At 61.5% G+C, this 20,057-nt stretch carries 23 protein-coding genes, 1 pseudogene and 1 riboswitch; of the genes and pseudogenes, 13 read left to right on the top strand and 11 right to left on the bottom strand.

All coding sequences use genetic code 11. The features are described from left to right. Positions 1–132: 132 nt before the first annotated feature. The gene (locus Q1W70_RS14715; RefSeq protein WP_166589762.1) at positions 133–1,119 is read right to left on the bottom strand and encodes an NAD(P)/FAD-dependent oxidoreductase; all 987 of its coding nucleotides are present in this window, start codon (positions 1,117–1,119) and stop codon (positions 133–135) included. 196 nt (positions 1,120–1,315) lie between these two features. On the opposite strand from Q1W70_RS14715, the gene Q1W70_RS14720 reads away from it, so the two are divergent. Next, positions 1,316–2,218, top strand: coding sequence for a TIGR01777 family oxidoreductase (locus Q1W70_RS14720; protein WP_166589761.1), 903 nt, complete (start codon positions 1,316–1,318; stop codon positions 2,216–2,218). A 13-nt stretch (positions 2,219–2,231) separates the two neighbouring features. Beyond that, complete coding sequence (gene hemH, locus Q1W70_RS14725) at positions 2,232–3,260, top strand: ferrochelatase (protein WP_166589760.1); 1,029 nt, start codon at positions 2,232–2,234, stop codon at positions 3,258–3,260. A gap of 84 nt (positions 3,261–3,344) precedes the next feature. On the opposite strand, the gene Q1W70_RS14730 is transcribed toward hemH, so the two are convergent. Beyond that, positions 3,345–4,619 (bottom strand): uracil-xanthine permease family protein, encoded by a 1,275-nt coding sequence (locus tag Q1W70_RS14730; protein ID WP_166589759.1) that lies wholly within the window; start codon positions 4,617–4,619, stop codon positions 3,345–3,347. A 2-nt stretch (positions 4,620–4,621) separates the two neighbouring features. Continuing rightward, positions 4,622–5,260 (bottom strand): uracil phosphoribosyltransferase, encoded by a 639-nt coding sequence (upp, locus tag Q1W70_RS14735; protein WP_095168992.1) that lies wholly within the window; start codon positions 5,258–5,260, stop codon positions 4,622–4,624. A gap of 164 nt (positions 5,261–5,424) precedes the next feature. Here upp and Q1W70_RS14740 point away from each other — a divergent pair, with 164 nt between their 5' ends. The 3 genes from Q1W70_RS14740 (at position 5,425) to Q1W70_RS14750 (ending at position 6,943) form a co-directional block, all read left to right on the top strand. After that, positions 5,425–5,982, top strand: a complete 558-nt coding sequence (locus Q1W70_RS14740; protein ID WP_166589758.1) for a hypoxanthine-guanine phosphoribosyltransferase — start codon at positions 5,425–5,427, stop codon at positions 5,980–5,982. A 121-nt stretch (positions 5,983–6,103) separates the two neighbouring features. Then, positions 6,104–6,592: a hypothetical protein gene (locus tag Q1W70_RS14745; RefSeq protein ID WP_182342278.1), complete on the top strand. Its 489-nt coding sequence runs from the start codon at positions 6,104–6,106 to the stop codon at positions 6,590–6,592. Between the two features lie 63 nt (positions 6,593–6,655). Beyond that, positions 6,656–6,943: a PA4642 family protein gene (locus Q1W70_RS14750; protein WP_166589756.1), complete on the top strand. Its 288-nt coding sequence runs from the start codon at positions 6,656–6,658 to the stop codon at positions 6,941–6,943. 65 nt (positions 6,944–7,008) lie between these two features. Here the strand turns inward: Q1W70_RS14750 and mqo are convergent, their stop codons facing one another. Both mqo and Q1W70_RS14760 read right to left on the bottom strand, forming a co-directional pair. Then, positions 7,009–8,517, bottom strand: a complete 1,509-nt coding sequence (gene mqo / locus Q1W70_RS14755) for a malate dehydrogenase (quinone) (protein WP_166589755.1) — start codon at positions 8,515–8,517, stop codon at positions 7,009–7,011. A 712-nt stretch (positions 8,518–9,229) separates the two neighbouring features. Beyond that, entirely contained in the window at positions 9,230–9,463 is a 234-nt protein-coding gene (locus tag Q1W70_RS14760; protein ID WP_166589754.1) for a hypothetical protein, read from the bottom strand. Between the two features lie 182 nt (positions 9,464–9,645). Here Q1W70_RS14760 and Q1W70_RS14765 point away from each other — a divergent pair. Continuing rightward, a pseudogene (locus Q1W70_RS14765) lies at positions 9,646–10,231 on the top strand (YajG family lipoprotein). Between the two features lie 73 nt (positions 10,232–10,304). On the opposite strand, the gene Q1W70_RS14770 reads toward Q1W70_RS14765, so the two are convergent. After that, positions 10,305–10,511 (bottom strand): hypothetical protein, encoded by a 207-nt coding sequence (locus Q1W70_RS14770; protein WP_166589752.1) that lies wholly within the window; start codon positions 10,509–10,511, stop codon positions 10,305–10,307. A gap of 174 nt (positions 10,512–10,685) precedes the next feature. On the opposite strand from Q1W70_RS14770, the gene Q1W70_RS14775 reads away from it, so the two are divergent. After that, the gene (locus Q1W70_RS14775; RefSeq protein ID WP_166589751.1) at positions 10,686–10,970 is read left to right on the top strand and encodes a hypothetical protein; all 285 of its coding nucleotides are present in this window, start codon (positions 10,686–10,688) and stop codon (positions 10,968–10,970) included. A gap of 53 nt (positions 10,971–11,023) precedes the next feature. On the opposite strand, the gene Q1W70_RS14780 is transcribed toward Q1W70_RS14775, so the two are convergent. Then, entirely contained in the window at positions 11,024–12,190 is a 1,167-nt protein-coding gene (locus Q1W70_RS14780; RefSeq protein WP_182342275.1) for a 1-acyl-sn-glycerol-3-phosphate acyltransferase, read from the bottom strand. A 140-nt stretch (positions 12,191–12,330) separates the two neighbouring features. Between Q1W70_RS14780 and Q1W70_RS14785 the strand changes: the two genes are divergently transcribed. The 4 genes from Q1W70_RS14785 (at position 12,331) to Q1W70_RS14800 (ending at position 14,371) form a co-directional block, all read left to right on the top strand. Then, a complete protein-coding gene (locus tag Q1W70_RS14785) occupies positions 12,331–12,513 on the top strand; it encodes a CPXCG motif-containing cysteine-rich protein (protein WP_166589749.1) in 183 nt (60 codons plus the stop codon). A 12-nt stretch (positions 12,514–12,525) separates the two neighbouring features. After that, entirely contained in the window at positions 12,526–12,786 is a 261-nt protein-coding gene (locus Q1W70_RS14790) for a putative signal transducing protein (RefSeq protein ID WP_166589748.1), read from the top strand. 35 nt (positions 12,787–12,821) lie between these two features. Further along, positions 12,822–13,442 carry an SOS response-associated peptidase gene (locus Q1W70_RS14795; RefSeq protein ID WP_166589747.1) on the top strand — a complete coding sequence of 207 codons (621 nt, stop codon included), beginning with the start codon at positions 12,822–12,824 and terminating at the stop codon, positions 13,440–13,442. 110 nt (positions 13,443–13,552) lie between these two features. Beyond that, positions 13,553–14,371, top strand: a complete 819-nt coding sequence (locus Q1W70_RS14800; protein WP_166589746.1) for a M48 family metallopeptidase — start codon at positions 13,553–13,555, stop codon at positions 14,369–14,371. A gap of 50 nt (positions 14,372–14,421) precedes the next feature. On the opposite strand, the gene Q1W70_RS14805 is transcribed toward Q1W70_RS14800, so the two are convergent. The 3 genes from Q1W70_RS14805 to Q1W70_RS14815 all read right to left on the bottom strand — a co-directional run bounded on the left by Q1W70_RS14805 (position 14,422) and on the right by Q1W70_RS14815 (position 17,267). Next, on the bottom strand, positions 14,422–15,006 hold the full coding sequence (locus Q1W70_RS14805; RefSeq protein ID WP_166589745.1) for a TMEM165/GDT1 family protein: 585 nt from the start codon (positions 15,004–15,006) through the stop codon (positions 14,422–14,424). An 88-nt stretch (positions 15,007–15,094) separates the two neighbouring features. Then, a riboswitch (yybP-ykoY riboswitch) is annotated at positions 15,095–15,218 on the bottom strand. Positions 15,219–15,269: 51 nt separating this feature from the next. Beyond that, entirely contained in the window at positions 15,270–16,268 is a 999-nt protein-coding gene (locus Q1W70_RS14810) for a methyltransferase (protein WP_166589744.1), read from the bottom strand. A 33-nt stretch (positions 16,269–16,301) separates the two neighbouring features. Continuing rightward, the gene (locus Q1W70_RS14815) at positions 16,302–17,267 is read right to left on the bottom strand and encodes a 2-hydroxyacid dehydrogenase (RefSeq protein WP_166589743.1); all 966 of its coding nucleotides are present in this window, start codon (positions 17,265–17,267) and stop codon (positions 16,302–16,304) included. 91 nt (positions 17,268–17,358) lie between these two features. Here Q1W70_RS14815 and Q1W70_RS14820 point away from each other — a divergent pair, with 91 nt between their 5' ends. Beyond that, on the top strand, positions 17,359–17,988 hold the full coding sequence (locus Q1W70_RS14820; protein ID WP_166589742.1) for a LysE family translocator: 630 nt from the start codon (positions 17,359–17,361) through the stop codon (positions 17,986–17,988). Here Q1W70_RS14820 and Q1W70_RS14825 read toward each other — a convergent pair. Then, a complete protein-coding gene (locus Q1W70_RS14825; protein WP_166589741.1) occupies positions 17,972–18,745 on the bottom strand; it encodes an AraC family transcriptional regulator in 774 nt (257 codons plus the stop codon). The two genes, Q1W70_RS14820 and Q1W70_RS14825, sit on opposite strands and share 17 nt — an antisense overlap. Positions 18,746–18,831: 86 nt before the next feature. Here Q1W70_RS14825 and Q1W70_RS14830 point away from each other — a divergent pair, with 86 nt between their 5' ends. Then, positions 18,832–20,016 (top strand): MFS transporter, encoded by a 1,185-nt coding sequence (locus Q1W70_RS14830; RefSeq protein ID WP_166589740.1) that lies wholly within the window; start codon positions 18,832–18,834, stop codon positions 20,014–20,016. Positions 20,017–20,057 lie beyond the last annotated feature (41 nt).

Below are 20,057 nucleotides of genomic sequence, written 5' to 3' on the forward strand. Positions count from 1 at the left end.
GTCGATTGTTCCGGTAGCAGCTGTCGAGCCCACGAGGCTGCGTTAACGGCCGCAGGACGTTCATTGGACTTGGCAATGCCGGGGGCGCTGCGCAACCTAACGCAGGCTTCGCCAGCGGCTACAAGGAGGCGGCTACTGCAGGTGTTCGTGCAAGCGGCGGGCGGCTTCCTGGCCACTCAACCAGGCGCCTTCGACCCGGCCCGACAGGCACCAGTCGCCGCACACATACAAGCCCAGGTCGGCATCCGCCAGCACCCCCCATTCGTGACTGCTGGCAGGGCGCGCATACAGCCAGCGATGCGCCAGGCTGAAGGTCGGGGCAGGCATGGCGCTGTGCAGCAGTTCGGCAAAGGCGCCGTGCAGTTGTTCGATCACCGCCTCCTTGGACAGGTCGATGTGTTGCCGGCTCCAACTGCTGGTGGCGTGCAGCACCCAGGTGTCCAGGTTGTTATCGCGTCCCGGTTTGCTGCGGTTGCGGGCCAGCCAGTCGAGCGGGCTGTCCTGCACGAAGCAGCCTTCCATCGCGGTATCCAGCGGTATATCGAATGCCAGGGCGACGGCCCAGGTCGGGTCCATTTTCACCCCGGCGGCGACCCCGGCGAGTTTCGGTGCGGAGGCCAGCAGGGCGGTTGCCTGCGGCGCGGGCGTGGCGATTACCACATGGCTGAAGGGGCCGTGGGTGAAGCCTTCGGCATCCTGCAGGTGCCAGTGCTGTTCACCTCGATAGACCTCGGTGATGCGGCAGGCGAAGTGCACCTCCAGGTCGCCAATCAGGGCGCGGGTAATGGCGCTCATGCGCGGCGTGCCGACCCAGCGGGTCTGCTCGTCCGGCGAGGGGCTGAGCTGGCCGCCCTGGAAGTTGTAGAGCTGTGGCGTCCACTCGGCGACCCAGCCATTGGCCTGCCAGCGCTGCACTTCAGTGACAAAGCGCCGATCACGGGCGGTGAAATACTGCGCCCCCAAGTCGAGTGCGCCGGCGTCGCTGCGTTTGCTCGACATGCGCCCACCGCTGCCACGGCTTTTATCGAACAGTTGCACGACGTAGCCGGTCTCTTGCAGAGCCTGGGCGGCGGAAAGTCCGGCGATGCCGGTGCCGATAATTGCGATGGGTAGAGTCATAGGGGCCTCGTTTACCTTTCTCTACAGGCTACGCTTAGGGTTAAACCTGTACAATTATATTTTTTGGTATAACTTTCAGCGTTCTCGTTCTGATAGCTTGGCCTATGGTTAATCACAGAGCCTGCCCGATCCGAAACATCCCTGCTTATAAAAATAGACTAGTGATCGAGGTAAAACGCCACGCGAGGAACATGTCATGCACATATTGCTGACCGGCGGTACTGGATTGATAGGACGCCAGCTTTGCCGACTCTGGTTGAGCCAGGGCCACAGCCTGACGGTATGGAGTCGCAAGCCGGAAAAAGTGCCGACTCTGTGCGGCGCTCAGGTGCGAGGCATCGCGCGTCTGGAGGAGATCGGCCAGGCGCCGGTGGATGTTTTGATCAACCTTGCGGGGGCGCCGATTGCCGATCGGCTCTGGACCCATCGGCGCAAGGCGCTGCTGTGGAGCAGCCGGATCAGCCTGACCGAAACCCTGTTGGCCTGGCTGGAGAGCCTTGAGCAAAAACCCCGGTTGATGATTTCCGGGTCCGCGGTGGGCTGGTACGGCGATGGTGGCGAGCGTGAACTGACCGAAGATTCTCCCCCTGTCAGCGAGGACTTCGCCAGCCAGCTGTGCATCGCCTGGGAAGAAACCGCACAACGCGCCGAGGCCTTGGGCATGCGTGTAGTGCTGGTGCGGACCGGGCTGGTGCTGTCGGCTGAGGGCGGCTTTTTGTCGCGCCTGCGCCTGCCCTTCAAAGCGGGGCTGGGCGGGCCTATCGGCAATGGCCGGCAGTGGATGTCATGGATTCATATCGACGATCAAATCGCGCTGATTGATTTTCTTCTGCATCAGAATATGGCCAGCGGTCCTTATAATGCCTGCGCGCCAAAACCGGTGCGCAATCGCGAGTTTGCCAAGACCCTGGCCGATGTCCTGCACCGGCCAGCATTCATGCCCCTGCCATCGTTCGTGCTGAAGGTGGGGCTTGGTGAGTTGTCGCTGCTGCTGTTGGGCGGCCAGCGGGTGACCCCGATGCGTTTACTGGCGGCAGGTTTCACCTTTCGCTTCACTGATTTGCGTGCGGCTCTGGACGACCTGTCCAGCCGCCTTTGAAATAGGACGTTGCATGACCGATCACGCGTTGCTCCTGGTCAACCTGGGTTCGCCCGCTTCCACTCAGGTGGCGGATGTGCGCAGCTACCTCAATCAATTCCTGATGGACCCTTACGTCATTGACCTGCCGTGGCCGGTGCGGCGCCTGCTGGTGTCGTTGATCCTGATCAAGCGCCCTGAGCAGTCGGCCCATGCCTACGCCTCGATCTGGTGGGACGAAGGCTCGCCGCTGGTGGTCCTCAGCCGGCGTTTGCAGCAGGCCATGACGGCGCAGTGGACCCGGGGTCCGGTCGAATTGGCGATGCGTTACGGCGAGCCGTCGATCGAGACGGTGCTGACTCGACTGGCCGCCCAAGGCATCAAGAAAATCACCCTGGCGCCGTTGTATCCACAGTTTGCCGACAGCACCGTGACCACGGTGATCGAGGAAGCCAAGCGAGTGGTGCGCGAGAAAAAACTCGAGGTGCAGTTCGCGATTCTCCAGCCGTTCTACGACCAGCCGGAATACCTCGACGCCCTGGTGGCCAGCGCCCGGCCTTATCTGGAGCAGGATTACGACCACCTGCTGCTGAGTTTTCACGGTTTGCCGGAGCGGCACCTGAAGAAGCTCAATCCGGGTCATTGCTTTGAATGCAGTAACAGTGGCGATTGCTGCGCCGCAGCGCCGGCAGAGGTGATTGCCACCTGTTATCGCGCCCAATGCCTGCGCACGGCGGCAGACTTTGCCAAGCGCCTGGGCTTGCCGGATGGCAAGTGGTCGGTGTCATTCCAGTCGCGCCTGGGGCGTGCCAAGTGGATCGAACCCTACACCGAAGCCCGCCTCGATGAGCTGGCCAAAAGTGGCGCGAAGAAACTCTTGGTGATGTGCCCGGCGTTTGTCGCCGACTGCATCGAAACCCTGGAAGAGATCGGTGACCGTGGCCTGGAACAGTTCCGCGAAGCGGGGGGCGAGGAGTTGGTGCTAGTGCCGTGCCTCAACGATGAGCCGCAGTGGGCGCAGGCGTTGAACACCCTGTGTGAAAGGGCGCCGGTGGTTTTGTAGAGGGCCGGAAAGCATCGCGGGCACGCCTTGTTCCTGTTGGCGCAAGGGGTGCCCGCAATAACTTTCTTTCAGGCAGCAAGACCCTTAGAGCAGCGGCTCGTCCGGCTGCTTGTTCTTCCAGCCGTCATTGCCCGGCAACAGCAGGTTCAACCCGATCGCGACAATGGCGCACAGGGCGATGCCCTTGAGGCCGAAGTCATCCGGGCCGGTGCCGGTGCCGATCAGCACACCGCCGATACCAAACACCAGGGTGACCGAGACAATCACCAGGTTGCGTGCTTCGCCCAGGTCGATCTTGTGGCGGATCATGGTGTTCATGCCCACCGCGGCAATCGAGCCGAACAACAGGCACAGGATCCCGCCCATCACCGGTACTGGAATGCTTTGCAGCAGCGCACCGAACTTGCCGATAAAGGCCAGGCTGATGGCGAAGATCGCCGCCCAGGTCATGATTTTCGGATTGTAGTTCTTGGTCAGCATCACCGCGCCGGTCACTTCGGCGTAGGTGGTGTTGGGTGGGCCGCCGAGCATGCCGGCTGCCGTGGTAGCGATACCGTCGCCAAACAGGGTGCGATGCAGGCCCGGTTTTTTCAGGTAGTCGCGACCGGTCACGCTGCCGACAGCGATGACCCCGCCGATGTGTTCGATGGCCGGGGCCAGCGCCACCGGGACAATGAACAGGATCGCCTGCCAGTTGAACTCCGGTGCCGTGAAGTGCGGCAAGGCAAACCAAGGCGCTGCAGCGATCTTCGCGGTGTCGACGACGCCAAAGTAGAACGCCATGCCAAAGCCCACCAGCACCCCGGAAATGATCGGCACCAGGCGGAAGATGCCTTTGCCGAACACGGCCACGATCAGGGTGGTCAGCAACGCCGGCATCGAGATCATCATCGCCGTCTGGTAGGGAATCAGCTCACTGCCGTCACCGGCCTTGCCCATGGCCATGTTCGCGGCAATCGGCGCCATGGCCAGGCCGATCGAAATGATCACCGGGCCAATCACCACCGGCGGCAGCAGACGGTCGATGAAACCGGTGCCCTTGATCTTCACGGCCAGGCCCAGGAAGGTGTAGACAAAACCTGCCGCCATCACGCCGCCCATGGTTGCCGCGAGGCCGAACTGGCCCTTGGCAAGAATGATCGGGGTGATGAAGGCAAAGCTCGACGCCAGGAACACCGGCACTTGCCGCCCGGTCACGAGCTGGAACAGCAGAGTCCCCAGGCCCGCCGTGAACAGCGCGACGTTGGGGTCGAGGCCGGTAATCAGCGGCATCAACACCAGCGCGCCAAACGCCACGAACAGCATCTGGGCACCCGACAGGATCTGGCGCCAGAGCGGGTCGTTGAACTCGTCCTGCATGCTCACGCGTCCTTCTGCTTGGTGCCGAAGATCTTGTCGCCAGCATCGCCCAGGCCAGGAATGATGTAGCCGTGCTCGTTGAGTTTTTCGTCGATCGAGGCGGTGTAGATGGTCACGTCCGGGTGAGCCTTCTCGACAGCCGCGATCCCTTCGGGGGCCGCGACCAGGACCATGGCGCAGATGTCCTTGCAGCCGGCTTTTTTCAGCAGGTCGATGGTGGCAACCATGGAGCTACCGGTGGCGAGCATCGGGTCGATGATCATGGCCAGCCGTTCGTCGATTTCTGGAACCAGTTTCTCCAGGTAGGTGTGCGCTTCGAGGGTTTCCTCGTTGCGGGCCACGCCCACGGCGCTGACCTTGGCGCCTGGGATCAGGCTCAGGACACCTTCGAGCATGCCGATGCCGGCGCGCAGGATAGGAACCACGGTAATTTTCTTACCGGCGATTTTCTCGACCGAAACGGTACCGCACCAGCCCTCGATGTCATAGGTTTCCAAGGGCAGGTCCTTGGTGGCCTCGTAGGTCAACAGGGCACCCACTTCCTGAGCGAGCTCACGGAAATTCTTCGTGCTAATGTCGGCGCGGCGCATAAGGCCAAGTTTGTGTCGGATCAGCGGATGGCGGATCTCACGGATGGGCATAGGGAAAGGCTCCGGCGGCGGGCAAAAAAACCGGCCTAGATTAATCTATCCGGGGTTGTTGTCCTATAGACATTCAGTACGTTAGTCCAGAAACGCTTGATTCGACCGGTCGGGATGCGTACCTTTGCTCGCTTTTCCGAATCCGCCACCCCTTGGAGAGCACCATGTCCGCTGATCTCGAGCATATCCGTCAAATCATGCGAGAGGCTGACTGCCTGTACACCGAAGCTGAAGTCGAGGCGGCCATCGCCCGTGTCGGTGCGCTCATCAACGAACAACTGGCTGACAGCAATCCGGTGGTGTTCTGCGTGATGAACGGCGGTCTGATCTTCTCTGGCAAGTTGCTCACCCATCTGCACTTCCCGCTGGAAGCTTCTTACCTGCACGCCACGCGCTATCGCAACGAAACCAGCGGCGGCGACCTGTTCTGGAAAGCCAAGCCCGAAGTCTCGTTCATCGACCGTGACGTGCTGATCATCGACGACATCCTCGATGAAGGGCACACCCTGGGCGCGATCATCGACTTCTGCAAACACGCCGGTGCCCGCAAAGTGCACACCGCCGTGCTGATCGACAAGGATCACGACCGCAAGGCCCGTCCGGACCTGAAGGCCGATTTCGTCGGGCTGCCTTGCGTAGACCGTTACATCTTCGGCTACGGCATGGACTACAAAGGCTACTGGCGCAACGCCAACGGGATTTTTGCCGTTAAAGGTATGTAAGCCAGAGCGCCTCCAGCTTTCTTGATCAGGCACTCGTTGCTCAATGGGTCGAGAAGGCTGCGTCTGGCTGCGTCGCCGGACGCCAGCTGCTACAGTGCTGGGCCCCATTCCGGAGCCCGTCATGAGCCTTTTGATCCGCAGTTGCGCCGTTCTGTTGCTGAGCTTCAGCCTGCCCCTGGCGGCCGCGCCTGCGGTGATGCACGGGCAATTTCTGCCGCCCGATGACCTGACCCTGCGTGACACCTCGCCCGAGCAGCAGCAACTGTTACAGGTCACCGAGTATTCGGTCGTGGTGGGTAGCCAGCGCCAGTCCAATCAGCAGCCGATCCCGGTGACTTCACCGGTGCTGATTCGCCTCAAGGGCAAACCCTTGAACAAGGGGGCCACCATCAGCCAGGTGCTGGTGAATTTCGACGGCGAAAGCAAAAGCCTGAAAAAGCCGATCTACGACGCCACTACCCGCACCCTCACCCTGTTTTATCCCATGGCCCAATACCGGGTGGTGCTGGACCTGTTGCGCAATGACACGGTCTATTGCCAGTTCCTCAGCTACGCCAACGGGCACATCTGGGCTGACCTGCACACAGGTGCAGTGAAGCGTGGTCGTTGAGGCATCGGGCGGGGCGGGGGTAAACTGCCTGCCCCGTGAAATGTCTGCGAGCTGGAGTCGGCAATGCGTAAAGATAAGAAGCAAGTGATTGGTGACGAGATCGGCGATGAGCAGATCAAGTTGTTCCTCGATTTCGAACCGGTTGACGCCACTTCACCGTCCCAGCACAAGTTGATCAAGGCTTATCGCGGCCTGCGCATCGATGATTTCGAGCGTTTCCTGACGTTCTTTGTCGAAGCCGGCTACGACCTGGACGGCAAGGATGAGCATGGCCAGACTTTCGTCGATGTGATCAAGGATCAGCGCAACAGCGCCGAGTACATCGAGCTGATCGAAAAAGCCCGCGGCTGAGATTGTCAGCGCCATAAAAAACGCCCCGCTCTCGATGAGAACGGGGCGTTTTTTATGGGCGAGGATCAAGCGAAGCTTGGCGTCTCGCTGCTGGCTTCCACCAGCTCCAGGGCGACGTTGTTCTGCGCGTTGATCTTGCGATACAGCGCAGCGTCGGTTTCCAGGACTTTTTCACGCGCGGGGAAAATTTCCGCCAGTTTGCCAGCCCACTCGCCCTTGGCTTTGCCCGGGAAGCATTTCTCGATCAGCTCCAGCATGATCGAAACAGTCACCGAAGCACCTGGCGAAGCGCCGAGCAGGGCGGCCAGCGAACCGTCCTTGGCGGCGACCAGTTCGGTGCCGAACTGCAGCACGCCGCCTTTCTTCGGGTCTTTCTTGATGATCTGCACCCGTTGGCCGGCCACTTCCAGGCGCCAGTCTTCGGCTTTCGCTTCAGGGTAGAAACGACGCAGCGACTCCAGGCGTTGCTCCATCGATTGCATCACTTCGCTGACCAGGTACTTGGTCAGGTCCATGTTGTTCTTGGCCACGGCCAGCATCGGCCCGATGTTACCGGCACGTACCGACAGCGGCAGGTCCATGAAGGAGCCGTGCTTGAGGAACTTGGTGGTGAAGCCGGCGTATGGCCCGAACAGCAGGGACGTCTTGCCATCGACCACACGGGTGTCCAGGTGCGGAACCGACATTGGCGGCGAACCGACCGCGGCCTGGCTGTAGACCTTGGCCTGGTGATGCTTGACCACTTCCGGGTTGTCGCAACGCAGCCACTGGCCACTGATCGGGAAACCGCCGAAGCCTTTACTTTCCTCGATACCCGAGGCCTGCAGCAACGGCAGGGCCGCGCCACCGGCGCCGAGGAACACGAACTTGGCGTCGACTTCACGGCTGCTGCCGCTGTTGACGTCCTTGATGCTGACGGTCCAGCCGTTGGCACTGCGCTTGAGACCGGTCACGCGCTTGCAGTACTTGACCTGGGCATCGCCGGCGCTGGTCAGGTGCTTGAGCAGTTGATTGGTCAGGTTGCCGAAGTTGACGTCGGTGCCGTTGAGCACGCGGGTCGCGGCGAGCGTTTCGCCAGCGTCACGCCCGGGCATCATCAAGGGCATCCACTCGGCCATCTTGGCCTTGTCTTCGGTGTATTCCATGTCGGCGAAGGCGTGGTGCTTTTTCAGCACGTTGAAGCGTTCCTTGAGGAACGACACGCCAGCGTCACCCTGTACGAAGCTCAGGTGCGGGACCGGGCTGATAAAGGATTTCGACGAGCCGAAGGTGCCTTTGCGGGTCAGGTAGGACCAGAACTGCTTCGACACCTCGAACTGGGTGTTGATGTGCACGGCTTTCTTGATGTCGACGCTGCCGTCCGCGGCCTGTGGCGTGTAGTTCAGCTCACACAGGCCGGCGTGACCGGTACCGGCGTTGTTCCACGGGTTGGAACTCTCCGCGGCCCCGGAATCCATCAGCTCGACGACTTCCAGCTTGATCGCGGGGTCGAGCTCTTTGAGCAGTACAGCGAGGGTGGCACTCATGATGCCGGCCCCAACCAGTACTACGTCGACTGCTTCGTTATGCGCCATTTAACGCGTCTCCAAAATCTGCAGCACCAAATTGTCGGCATAGCTGCCAGGAGTTACGGGGCATGCTCTGTAGAGCCCCAGGTCACCCATGGCCAGGATCGCCATGTCCGAATCTTCGCAATTTATCGCAACTTCGACAGACGTTACCTACTGGCCTCAGGGTTCCCATGAACTCATTTCAGCGCGCGGCAGGCAATTCGACTTATGGTCGATACGTCCGTTTGTGCAACCAAATCCGTAGCGGACAGGCTTCAGGCTCCGGTATTCGAGGCGTATCCGGTCCTGTGTCGTTGGGCTGTTGTAGACGCTAATGGTGCATATTCAGACGCAAAACTATTCATTTGCTCGCCACACTCTTGTGAAGTTGTGAAAACCCGTTTTTTCACGCTCTTTTGAAGACGTGAACCTCAAAAAGGGCTATCTGCGCCTGGCACCGGACCCGCGTCGAAAACGGGCAAACAGCTCAGTGGCCGAGCGTCATGACAGCTCTGCAGATTCGCGAAAAGTGGTGGTTTGCAAGATAAAACAGCAAGCTCGCCAGCTTCACTCGATCTGTGTGGGCGGCTCTCTGTGGGCGGTGCGGGGGTGCCAATACGCAGGTATCAGCGGTGCTGCGAGGCCCGATCAGGAGACGTCCTTATAATCGGGGGGAGATTGTAGCGAAGAAACGCAGGGAAATGGTCGTGTTTAATGACTTTTATTAGCCGTTCGGTCAGCCGGCCAGTGCCGAGTGCAACCTGAGGCGACGAATGCGTGGGCTAAGACGGGCGCTGGTGGGCAGTGGCTGGTGCAACCAGTGGGGGCGAATCTCGTTGATTTCGACCCAGCCATCGCCCATCGGAGGCACCTGGCAGTGTTTGAATGCCAGGCAGCGTTCGGCGCTGTCGAGTCGGGCGAAGTAACGATAGGTGCGGCGTGGAGCGAAAAGCGACCAGAGAAACTGCATGGCGATGCCCTCGTTCGGTGACGGTGTTGAAGTTAGCAGTGTGGCATGACACTCCCGTGACCGAGCAGTCGCCAGGGATGACATTGCGCAAGTCTTCAGCCGGTGTTCAGGGTCGCTGGTTTGCTGCCGGTGCCGACCGCTATACTGCGCGTCTGTCTGTGCCTGATTCTGGAGAGAAACGCATGTTGCAACGCCTGTTGTTCGGTTTGATCACTGTGACCAGTTTGACCCTGGTTGGCTGCGCCCACAGCCCGCAACAACTCGCCCCGGAGCCGAAACTGACGACTCGAGCTGGCGCCGGTCGGGCGTGGCCAGCCGGTGGTAGTGCGGGTGGTGGACGGTCGTCCGTCACCGACCCTGGGCACCCGTGGTGGCTTGTACCCTGAAACCAGCGCGATCACGGTGCAGAGCGCGCAGATCCTGCCCAAGCTGCAGGCCCAGGCCGAAGCGGCTGTGCGGTTGCTGGGCTTCACCCCGACCGCCAACGCGCTGAATGCCCCGCAGCTGACGGTGACCCTGGCGGAACTGAAGTATCAGTCGCCCAAGGAAGGCATGTACGTGACCGAGGCGACCATTGGCGCGACCTTCCGCTCCGATGTGCAGAACGCCGGCCGTCGTTACAGCGGGCGCTACGGTGCCTCGCTGGACCAGCGTTTCGGCATGGCGCCGAACCAGGAGACCAACACCAAGCTGGTCAGCGATGTGTTGAGCGATGCGTTGACCCGCCTGTTCAAGGACCCGACCGTGGGTCAGATCCTGGCCGAGTAACGCGTTGTTGTAGTGCGCTTACAAAACCCGGAGCCAGTCATGGCCCGGGTTTTTTATTGTCCGTGTCAGCCCGTTACGCCGCCTGCGAATAGAAATCCAGCACGCTCACCCCGGTCAGCAGGTCGGTTTCCGGCAGGTCGGCATGCTGGTGTCCGCCCAGGGCGCAATACACCAGCCAGTGACGATCCTGGACATTGAAGGCCAGGCTGCCGACGAGGGCCTGTTGTTCGTCGGTTGCAGTGATGAGGTACAGGCGGTCCTGGTTTTCGGCGTGCAGCATGACAAGCTCCGTGTCGGTTTCGAGGGGCGACAGACTGCCGTATTTAGATGACGAAGCCGTGACGCAGAACATTAGTCAGGCAGATGTTTCGTTTTTTGTCGGAAAGCCCAGGCAGACAGTGCGGGTTTGGGTAGAATTCGCGCCGCGCTTGCCCTGTTTCGATTGAGGTCCACGATGTCTCTGCAACTCTGGTCGCTGTTTTCCGCTCATCCCGCCAAGCTGATCAACCTCCTTGCACTGCTGTTCGCCTGCCCGGGTGGTTGGCTGCTGCATTCGACCCGTCGCCGCGAGCAACAGGCGCGCGCCAGCCTGGCCGCCCAGGCAGGGCGCGCCAATACCGACAACCAGGTGCATCTGGCGAGCATCGCCACCTTGCGTATGAATCGCTTCTTCTATGCGTTTGGTTTCGCCTGCCTGGGCCTGGCGCTGCTGGTGTCATGGATCAGCACCCGGGTCTGATCCCCAGATAAAAAAACGGCGCTCAAGGCGCCGTTTTTGCTGCAGGCAGAGCCCTACAGGGGCAGCCCGGCCTTGACCCGATACTGGTTGCGCACGGGGGTGGCGTACTGCAGCACCAGGTACGGACGGTGCTCCTCGGGGCAAGCCGTGAGGCGGTCTTGCCATTCTTGCCGGGCCTTGGCCAGTTCGTCGGCCGGGAACAGCTCGGCGGCACTCGGTACGTTCAATTGTGGGTCGGCGTCCTGCCACTGGGCGTAGGCCAGGTAGTGCACCGGGAACAGGCGATAGCCGCCGAGGATCTGCCGGTCCATCTCGATTGCCAATTGCTTGGTGTCTTCGAACCGTTCGCTGATCGGCGCGGCAAAGTTCACATGGACCCGGCCCTTGTAGCCGGTAATCCCCTTGGCGATGCTCACGTCATCTTCGCCGGGCTCCTTGGTGTAGCTGCCGGTGGTGGCGCGGATGTACAGCTCGCGAGCCTTGGCCTGGTCGCATGGGTCGTACTCGTAGCTGATCGAGACCGGCGTCAGGTTCAGCGACAGGATCACCTCGGCAAACGGCTCGTCCTTGCGGCTCATGTGGAACATCTTGAGGATTGCCGACTCGGTACGGTCGTCGCCGTCCTTGGCGCGGCCTTCGGCCTGGGCGATCCAGATCGATTGGCAGTCATTGCGAATCGAATGGTTGATGTACGCCGACAGCAATTGATACGCCGCCATCTTCTCGCGGCGACCGCTGATGGAGCGGTGCACGATGAAGCTCTTGTTCAGGCGCATCAGGTCGCTGACGAAGGGCTTTTGCAGCAGGTTGTCGCCAATCGCGATGCGCGGCGTGGGCAGGCCTGCGTGGTAGATCGCGTAGTTGACGAAGGCCGGGTCCATCACGATGTCGCGGTGGTTGGCCAGGAACAGATAGGCACTGCCGGACTTGAATTGCTCGACACCGGTATAGGTCACGCCATCGGTGGCGCGCTCGATGGTGTGGTCGACATAGAACTCGACCTTGTCCTGCAAGGCGGCAACCGAGCAGACACCGGCGAACTCACGGCGCAGGCGATGAGCTATAAGGGGTTTGAGCATCCAGCCCAGGGCGCTGGCAAACCGCGGAAAGCGAAAGTGGGTGAGGATATCTAGAAACGCCTTGTCGCTCAGCAGCCGTGCCAGCACCGCTGGGACTTCGCTGTCGTCGTAAGGTCGGATGGCATCGAATTCGCCCATCATGCTCTCTTGTTAGAAACGGCTAGGGTAAGTAATGGATTGGATCAAATCCACACAGGGTACGGTCTGAAAAGTCAGCTCAAACAAAAATAGCCCTGCAAATAGACCGGCGATTATACGCACAAGTCACTTGGGAGACCGTGATGCTGGAAACCGAGCGCTATGAATGCCCTTATTGTGGTGAGGACGCCGAAGCGGTTCTGGATTTGTCCGGGGGCGACCAGACCTATATCGAGGACTGCCCGGTGTGTTGTCGGCCGATAGTGTTCACGCTACAGACCGACGGTCGGGAGTGGATGCTCGAAGTTCACAGTGAAAACGACTGAGGAGTGCCCTCTATGCAGCGCATCTACGAGCCGGAAAACCTGATGGAGGGGGAGTTGCTGCAAGGGATGCTGGCCAGCGAGGGGATAGAAGCCCATCTGGTGGGGCGTGATTTGCTCGGGGCTACGGGCGAGTTGCCGGTGTACGGCCTGCTGGGCCTGGCGGTGGATAATGATCAGGCGCAATACGCCCGCGAGCTGATCGCCGCGTACAATGCGGCGTTGCCGATGCCCGGCGACGAACCGGATAGCTTCCCGGACGTGCTGGTCTGTTAGGCTGACGTTCGTTTGATCAAGAGTCGTGTTGCCCCATGTGTGGACGTTTTGCACTGTTTCGCTGGAATCCCGCGTTTGCGGCCTTGCCCGGATTCCCGGCCGATCAGCAGGCGCAGTGGAATATTTCGCCGAATGCTTCGGTGCTGATCCTGCGTGCCGAGGCCGGCGAGCGCACGCTGGCACGTGCCCGTTGGGGTTTGACACCGCCTTGGCTGACCGACCTGTCGAAGACGCCGGCCCATGCCCGGGCGGAAACCGTCGCCGAACAACCGATGTTTCGCGAGGCCTTCCGCCAGCGGCGTTGCCTGCTGCCGGCCAACGGTTTTTACGAGTGGCGCGGCACCCACCGCAAGCGCCCGTATTGGCTGACCCCGGGCGAGGGATCGTCGCTGTTTTTTGCGGCCATCTGGGAAGCCTATCCGGTGCAGGAACAGCTGTGGTTGAGCACGGCGGTGATTACCCAGCCGGCAGCCAGCCAGCGGCGTCCATTGATTCTCGATGCGGCGGGCCAGCAAGCCTGGCTCGACCCCCAAACCCCGCTGCATGTCCTGCAGGCACTGCTCGCCAGCGAACCCGTCGTCCTGCGCGAGCGGGTGCTGGCGAACCTGGTCAACGATCCCAAACTCAATGCCCCGGAGTGCCTGACCCCCGGTTGAAACGCTGCATCGGATTTCACTCGGTCAATGATGGATAACACGCCTGTTACATCTGGCGCCAACATCCGTCACCGCCTACGATACGCGCCATGTTTTCAGGGAGTGTACTCATGAACAAGATTTGGGTTGTGTGTGCGCTGAGCGCCAGTCTGTTGCTCGGTGGTTGTCAGTCGGTCAACACCACCAGCGGCGGGGCAGTGGGCGTAGAGCGCTCGCAATGGATGTTCAGCATGCTGTCGACCGACGAGGTCAACCAGATGTACGCCCAGTCTTACCAGAAGACCGTGGGCGAGGCGGGCAGCAAGGGCGTGTTGGACAAGACCAGCCGTGACGCCAAGCGGGTCCAGGCCATCGCCACCCGTCTGATCGCCCAGGCGCCGGTGTTCCGTCCGGATTCGGCGCAGTGGAAGTGGGAAGTCAACCTGATCAAGAGCGATGAGCTCAACGCCAACTGCGGTCCTGGCGGCAAGATCATTTTCTACACCGGGCTGATCGACACGCTGAAACTCACCGACGATGAAATCGCCGCGATCATGGGCCATGAAATCGCCCACGCCCTGCGCGAGCATGGCCGTGAAGCGATGTCCAAGGCCTATGGCATCGAAATGGCCAAGCAGGGCGCTGGTGCCTTGCTCGGTCTGGGCCAGGACACCCTGGCGCTGGCCGATACCGTGGCCAACTACGGCATGACCTTGCCCAACAGCCGGGCCAACGAGAACGAAGCCGACCTGATCGGCCTGGAACTGGCGGCCCGTGCGGGCTACGACCCGAACGCCGCGATCACCCTGTGGAACAAGATGAGCAAAGTGAACGAGGGCGCGCCGCCGGAGTTCATGAGCACTCACCCGGCTTCGGCCAGCCGGATCGCCTCCTTGCAGGCGGCGATTCCGAAAGTCATGCCGCTTTACCAGCAGGCCAAGAAGTCCTGAGGATTGTGCGGCGCTGGTAGCGCCGCACGTTAATGCTGCGCGGTAACGCTTTAAACCCAGCCACTGCTCTGCATCGCCTTGTACACCGCGACGATGGCCAGGATCAGGAATGCCGATGCTGCCAGGCGCCGGATCAGGGTCAGGGGCAGTTTGTCTGCGGCAAAGTTGCCCGCCAGGACCACCGGCACGTTGGCGATCAGCATGCCGGCGGTGGTGCCGATGATCACCAGCCACAGTTCCGGGTATTGCGCTGCGAGCATCACGGTGGCGACCTGGGTCTTGTCCCCCATCTCCGCCAGGAAGAACGCGATCAACGTGGTCAGGAACGGCCCGAACTTGCGGGCGGTGCTGGTCTCGTCGTCATCCATCTTGTCCGGCACCAGGGTCCACAGGGCGGTGGCGGCAAAGCTGGCGGCGAGGATCCAGTGCAGGGTTGCATCCGAGAAGAAGCTGCCGAACCAGGCACCCACGGCGCCAGCGGCTGCGTGGTTGGCCAGGGTCGCGGCGACGATGCCGGCAATGATCGGCCAGGGCTTGCGGAAGCGGGCGGCGAGAATGAGTGCGAGCAGTTGCGTCTTGTCGCCGATTTCGGCCAAGGCAACGATTGCGGTAGGAACGAGTAACGAATCCAGCATCAGGGTTTTCCTAAGGGGCGGGTCGACACGGCTATGACACGTACAGCCTTCCCGCCCCGGGTAAGGTGTGCGTGTCATAGGTCTTGTCAAACCCTGCGGTCCGTCTGTGCGGACGCTTGGGTCGCATACGCCATGGCCTGTTGACCAAGTATGTTGACGTATGCCGGACGAGCATGGCGCTCGTGGGAGACTACTCCCCTAGGACGGAGCGGATTCTGCCTAGGCAAAATCCATTCGGCAAGCCTTCTTTTTCATCCGGTGAGTTAACCGCGCTTGGCTCGGTAGATGCGGAAACCCTGTCCTTCGGCCTTGATCGAACACTGCCCCAGGTGCTCTTCGATCAACGGCTGGTACTTCAGGAAACTGTTGGCTACCAGTCGTAGTTCGCCGCCAGATTTCAGATGTTTAACCGCTTTTCGCAGCAAGTTCTCCGTGGCGAAGTAGTCCGTGTGGACCCCGACATGGAACGGCGGATTGCTCAGAATCGCACTCAGTCCCATGGGGGCAGCGTCGATGCCATCGCCGGTCAGCACCTCGGCTTCAAGACCATTGGCTGCCAGGGTCAGGCGGCTACTGGCGGCGGCAAAGGCGTCGACGTCGAGCAGGGTCACGGTGTTGTGCGGATAACGGCGCTTGACCGCCGCGCCCAGTACGCCGGCCCCACAGCCGAAGTCCAGCAGATGGCCGCTGGGCAGCTTGTCGAGGTGTTCGAGCAGCAGGGCACTGCCGCGATCCAGTCGACCGTGGCTGAACACCCCGGGCAGGCTGATGACGGTCAGCGGGCCTTCGGCCAGCGGCAACTCATAGGTCTGCGCCAGGCTTTCCAGGGACTTGGCTTGCGGTGCATTGGCCACGGTCACTTGCCACAACTGGCAGTGTCGCGCGCTGTCGAGCTTGCGGGGTTTACCGAACGGGTTGAGCTGCTTGGCGGCGCCTTCGATGCCGCTGCGTTTTTCCCCTACCAGGTACAGCTCACAACCAGCCAGGCGCGAGGCGAGGGCGTTGAGGATGTAGTCGGTCAGGTCCTTGGACTTGGGCAGGAACAGCACCGCCGTTGCAAACTCACGGGTGGGCGCGTTCACCCCGAAATGGCTGCGCTCGGCAAAACGGGCGTCCAGGGCCGCCTGATCGCCGGCGTGCCAGCACCAACCATGGGCGTCGGGCAGTTTTCCCAGCAAGTCGTCGGCAGGCAAGCCGGCCAGCAGCACGTTGCCTTGAAACAATTCAGCCTGTCGAAGCAGTACTTCACTGCGCGGATCCATACTCTGCTCCTTGAAAAAAAGTGCGGCAGTTTATCAACTGACGACCCGCAGCGCTGTACCGCTGAAAAAGCCCCGGGCATTTTCGCTCAACTGACCGACGATCCGCTGCCGCGCTTCGCGGCTGCCCCAGGCGTTGTGCGGGGTGACGATCAAGCGTGGGAGGTCGTTGTCCAGCAGCGGATTGCCGGTGGTCGGCGGTTCGACGCTCAGCACGTCGGTGGCCGCGCCTCCCAGGTGACCACTGCGCAAGGCATCGGTCAGCGCCTGTTCATCGATCAGGCCTCCGCGCGCAGTGTTGACCACTAATGCGCCGGGCTTGAGCAGCGCCAGTTCGCGCGCGCCGATGAAGTGGCGAGTGTGTTCGTTGAGTGGGCAGTGCAGGGTCAGGGCGTCGACCTGAGGCAGCAACTCATCCAGCGGCATCCGGTCGGCGCGAGCCGGGCGGCCGGGAAGCTGGCCCGAGATCACCCGCATGCCAAAGGCTTCGGCCAATCGCGCCACCGCGCCCCCCAGTTCGCCGTGGCCGAGCAGGCCGAGGGTTTTGCCTTGCAGCTCGACAATCGGGTAGTCCAGCAGGCAGAACTGTTTGGCCTGCTGCCAGCGGCCTGCCTCGACGGCCTTGCGATAGTCACCCAGCCGGGTGGCCAGGTTGAGCAGCAACATGATCGTGTGCTGGGCGACCGACGGTGTGCCGTAGCCCTGGCAGTTGCACACGGTAATCCCGTGGGCGCGGGCGGCAGCGAGGTCGACGTTGTTGGTGCCGGTGGCGCTGATCAGGATCAGCTTCAGGTCCGGGTTGGCGGCCATGGCGCTGGCATCGATCGGGATCTTGTTGGTGATCGCCACCGCGGCGCCTTGCAGGCGTTCGGTGACTTGTCCGGGCTCGGTCTGGGCGAACAGTTGCAGTTCGCTGAAACAGTCGCGCAATGCACTGAGGTCGAGGTCCCCCAGGTCCAGTGATGGGTGATCAAGGAAAACGGCGCGGCGATTGTTCGTCATTAACTGTACCTTTTGCGCGTGAGTCTGAAGGCGTAATCTGCCGAGCCTACCAGATGAAATAAATAGTTACGCTTGCCCTCAAGGAGCCCCAATGTACTGGACAGAGTTTTTGACCGTTGCCCTGATTCACCTGCTGGCCGTCGCAAGTCCCGGTCCGGACTTTGCCGTGGTGGTGCGTGAGGCCGTGACCCACGGTCGGCGTGCGGGTACCTGGACGGCACTGGGGGTGGGCAGCGCGATCTTCCTGCACGTGGGTTACTCGTTGCTGGGCATCGGCTTGATCGTGTCGCAGTCGATCGTGCTGTTCAACGCCCTGAAGTGGCTGGCGGCGGCCTACCTGTTGTACATCGGCTACAAGGCCCTGCGCGCCCAACCGGCCAAGCCTGCCACCGAAGACCTGCACAAGGAAGCCGGTATTCGTACGGCACGCGGTGCCTTTACCTCGGGCTTCGTGACCAACGGCCTGAACCCCAAGGCCACGCTGTTCTTCCTGTCCCTGTTCACCGTGGTGATCAATCCGCATACGCCATTGGCGATTCAAGCCGGCTACGGTATCTACCTGGCCGTGGCGACTGCCATCTGGTTCTGCCTGGTGGCGATGCTGTTCAGCCAGCAGCGAGTGCGCGCCGGTTTTGCCCGCATGGGGCACTGGTTCGACCGCATGATGGGCGTGGTGCTGATCGCCATCGGTGTGAAGCTGGCCTTTACCGAGATGCATTGATCGCACTGAGCTGATTCAGCGCGCTGAGGTATTCCCGGGGGTTGTGCCCCAGCAAGCGCCGGAACATCGCGCTGAAGGCTCGGGCACTGCCATACCCCAATTGATCGGCAACGCTCTGCACGCTTTGCCCGGCGATCAGCCGCGGCAGGGCTTCCATCAGGCGCAGTTGCTGGCGCCAGGCGTTGAAACTCATCTGCAACTGTTGCTGGAACAGTCGCGCCAGGGTGCGTGAGCTGGCGCCGACCTGTTGCGCCCAATCTTCCAGGGTATTGGGATGGTCGGGGGTTTGCAGCAGGGCCAGGCAGATCCCTTGCAGGCGCCGATCCTCGGGCATGGGGATGTGCAGCGGGAGGTTTTCCAGGCTGGCAATTTCTTCGAGCATCAACTGTTGGATCAGCGGGTTCTTTGCATGACGGGGGGCCTGCACCGCCTTGAGGATCAGCTCGCGCAGCAGTGGGGTGACGGCCAGTACGCAGCACTGGCTGAGGTTGGCGGGCGACAGTTCGGGGTCAATGAACAGCGAGCGCATGCACACCTTGCCCGACATGAAGATTTCATGCTCGATCCACGGTGCAATCCACACCGCCCGAGTCGGCGGAATCACCCACGCACCTTGGGCCGTGACCACGCGCATGGTGCCGCACATGGCGTACAGCAATTGCGCCTCGCGATGGATATGCCGCTCCTGGTGCGCGCCATCCGGGTAATCGTGCGGATGGGCGCTGACGGGGCCATGATGGAAGTGGCTGATTAACATTGTCTGGTTCGATGAGTTTGTTGTCAGGAATGCGTGTTATTGCCAACTTAGCATAGCGCCACACCCTCAACGAATAGTGTGCTGCCATGCATCAACCCAGGAATGTCATTCGCTACATCAACGCCGCCCATGTGATCGATCACATGTTCATGCTGATTTTTCCCGCCGCCGTGCTGGGCATGACCGAGGTCTTCGGCCTGGACTACGCCAGCATGATCGGCCTGTCCCTGGGCGGGTTCATCGCCTTTGGTGCCTGTTCGTTGCCGGCGGGTTGGCTGGGCGATCACTGGAGTCGACGCCAGATGATGCTGGTGTTTTTCTTCGGGATCGGCGCCTCGGCGATTTTCACCGGCCTGAGCAGTTCCGCGCCGATGCTGGTCCTGGGGTTGACGCTGATGGGGGTGTTCGCCGCGATCTATCACCCGGTCGGCACTGCGATGCTGGTGGCCTACGCCCAGAACCGTGGCCGGGAAATTGGCATCAACGGCATGTGGGGCAATCTGGGGGTGGCGTTTTCGGCCTTGGTCACCGGCTTGTTGGTGGCGCAGTTTGGCTGGCGTTCGGCGTTTATCCTGCCGGGTGTTGCCGCCATTGCCCTGGGCATCGGCTTTGCCTTGCAGGTGCGCGAGGAGCCGATTCCCGTGCGTGCCCATGCTCCCCTCAAGGGCGCCGCGGGCCAGCGGATCTCCATGGTCATGGTGTTCGGGGTGCTGGCCTTGGCTACCGCCACGGGCGGGGTGGTGTTCAACGCCACGACCATGACCTATCCGAAGTTGTTCCAGGAACGCCTGCACGACCTGTTCGCCTCACCGCAGACCCTTGGGGTGGTGGTCAGCCTGGCGTACGCCTTTGGCGCGGTGGCCCAGTTGAGTATCGGGCGGGTGCTGCACCGCTTCAGCCTGAAATGGCCGTTCATGTTGCTCACCCTGTGCCAGGCCCCGCTGTTGTTTGCCATGGCCTATGTCGAGGGCTCGGCCGTCATCGTATTGGGTGCCGCCTTCATGTTCGTGGTGTTTGGGCAGGTCACGGTGAATGACGCGATGGTCGCCAACTTCGTGGCGCCGCACTGGCAATCGCGGGTATTTGCCTTGCGTTATTGCCTGTCATTCGGTGCCAGTGCCACGGCCATCCCGCTGATTGCCTTTGTCGAGCCCCGCCAGGGTTTTGTCGGGCTGTACCTGATCCTGGCCGGTTTTGCGGCGTTGACCTTCCTCTCGGCGCTGATTTTCCCGCGCACACCAGCCGAGGCGGCAGTAGGACAAACGGCTTGATGATGGTTGTCTTTTCCCCAGCAATGCTGGCTTAGAGCCAG

The sequence above is a fragment of the Pseudomonas kielensis genome (genome assembly GCF_030505375.1).
In the GTDB taxonomy this organism is placed as follows: Bacteria; Pseudomonadota; Gammaproteobacteria; order Pseudomonadales; family Pseudomonadaceae; genus Aquipseudomonas; species Aquipseudomonas kielensis.

What these genes read in the sequence shown, in the direction of transcription:
- Q1W70_RS14715 (WP_166589762.1), bottom strand. Translation starts at nt 1,119, where the DNA reads ATGACTCTACCCATCGCAATTATCGGCACCGGCATCGCCGGACTTTCC.
- Q1W70_RS14720 (WP_166589761.1), top strand. Translation starts at nt 1,316, where the DNA reads ATGCACATATTGCTGACCGGCGGTACTGGATTGATAGGACGCCAGCTT.
- hemH (WP_166589760.1), top strand. Translation starts at nt 2,232, where the DNA reads ATGACCGATCACGCGTTGCTCCTGGTCAACCTGGGTTCGCCCGCTTCC.
- Q1W70_RS14730 (WP_166589759.1), bottom strand. Translation starts at nt 4,619, where the DNA reads ATGCAGGACGAGTTCAACGACCCGCTCTGGCGCCAGATCCTGTCGGGT.
- upp (WP_095168992.1), bottom strand. Translation starts at nt 5,260, where the DNA reads ATGCCCATCCGTGAGATCCGCCATCCGCTGATCCGACACAAACTTGGC.
- Q1W70_RS14740 (WP_166589758.1), top strand. Translation starts at nt 5,425, where the DNA reads ATGTCCGCTGATCTCGAGCATATCCGTCAAATCATGCGAGAGGCTGAC.
- Q1W70_RS14745 (WP_182342278.1), top strand. Translation starts at nt 6,104, where the DNA reads ATGAGCCTTTTGATCCGCAGTTGCGCCGTTCTGTTGCTGAGCTTCAGC.
- Q1W70_RS14750 (WP_166589756.1), top strand. Translation starts at nt 6,656, where the DNA reads ATGCGTAAAGATAAGAAGCAAGTGATTGGTGACGAGATCGGCGATGAG.
- mqo (WP_166589755.1), bottom strand. Translation starts at nt 8,517, where the DNA reads ATGGCGCATAACGAAGCAGTCGACGTAGTACTGGTTGGGGCCGGCATC.
- Q1W70_RS14760 (WP_166589754.1), bottom strand. Translation starts at nt 9,463, where the DNA reads ATGCAGTTTCTCTGGTCGCTTTTCGCTCCACGCCGCACCTATCGTTAC.
- Q1W70_RS14770 (WP_166589752.1), bottom strand. Translation starts at nt 10,511, where the DNA reads ATGCTGCACGCCGAAAACCAGGACCGCCTGTACCTCATCACTGCAACC.
- Q1W70_RS14775 (WP_166589751.1), top strand. Translation starts at nt 10,686, where the DNA reads ATGTCTCTGCAACTCTGGTCGCTGTTTTCCGCTCATCCCGCCAAGCTG.
- Q1W70_RS14780 (WP_182342275.1), bottom strand. Translation starts at nt 12,190, where the DNA reads ATGATGGGCGAATTCGATGCCATCCGACCTTACGACGACAGCGAAGTC.
- Q1W70_RS14785 (WP_166589749.1), top strand. Translation starts at nt 12,331, where the DNA reads ATGCTGGAAACCGAGCGCTATGAATGCCCTTATTGTGGTGAGGACGCC.
- Q1W70_RS14790 (WP_166589748.1), top strand. Translation starts at nt 12,526, where the DNA reads ATGCAGCGCATCTACGAGCCGGAAAACCTGATGGAGGGGGAGTTGCTG.
- Q1W70_RS14795 (WP_166589747.1), top strand. Translation starts at nt 12,822, where the DNA reads ATGTGTGGACGTTTTGCACTGTTTCGCTGGAATCCCGCGTTTGCGGCC.
- Q1W70_RS14800 (WP_166589746.1), top strand. Translation starts at nt 13,553, where the DNA reads ATGAACAAGATTTGGGTTGTGTGTGCGCTGAGCGCCAGTCTGTTGCTC.
- Q1W70_RS14805 (WP_166589745.1), bottom strand. Translation starts at nt 15,006, where the DNA reads ATGCTGGATTCGTTACTCGTTCCTACCGCAATCGTTGCCTTGGCCGAA.
- Q1W70_RS14810 (WP_166589744.1), bottom strand. Translation starts at nt 16,268, where the DNA reads ATGGATCCGCGCAGTGAAGTACTGCTTCGACAGGCTGAATTGTTTCAA.
- Q1W70_RS14815 (WP_166589743.1), bottom strand. Translation starts at nt 17,267, where the DNA reads ATGACGAACAATCGCCGCGCCGTTTTCCTTGATCACCCATCACTGGAC.
- Q1W70_RS14820 (WP_166589742.1), top strand. Translation starts at nt 17,359, where the DNA reads ATGTACTGGACAGAGTTTTTGACCGTTGCCCTGATTCACCTGCTGGCC.
- Q1W70_RS14825 (WP_166589741.1), bottom strand. Translation starts at nt 18,745, where the DNA reads ATGTTAATCAGCCACTTCCATCATGGCCCCGTCAGCGCCCATCCGCAC.
- Q1W70_RS14830 (WP_166589740.1), top strand. Translation starts at nt 18,832, where the DNA reads ATGCATCAACCCAGGAATGTCATTCGCTACATCAACGCCGCCCATGTG.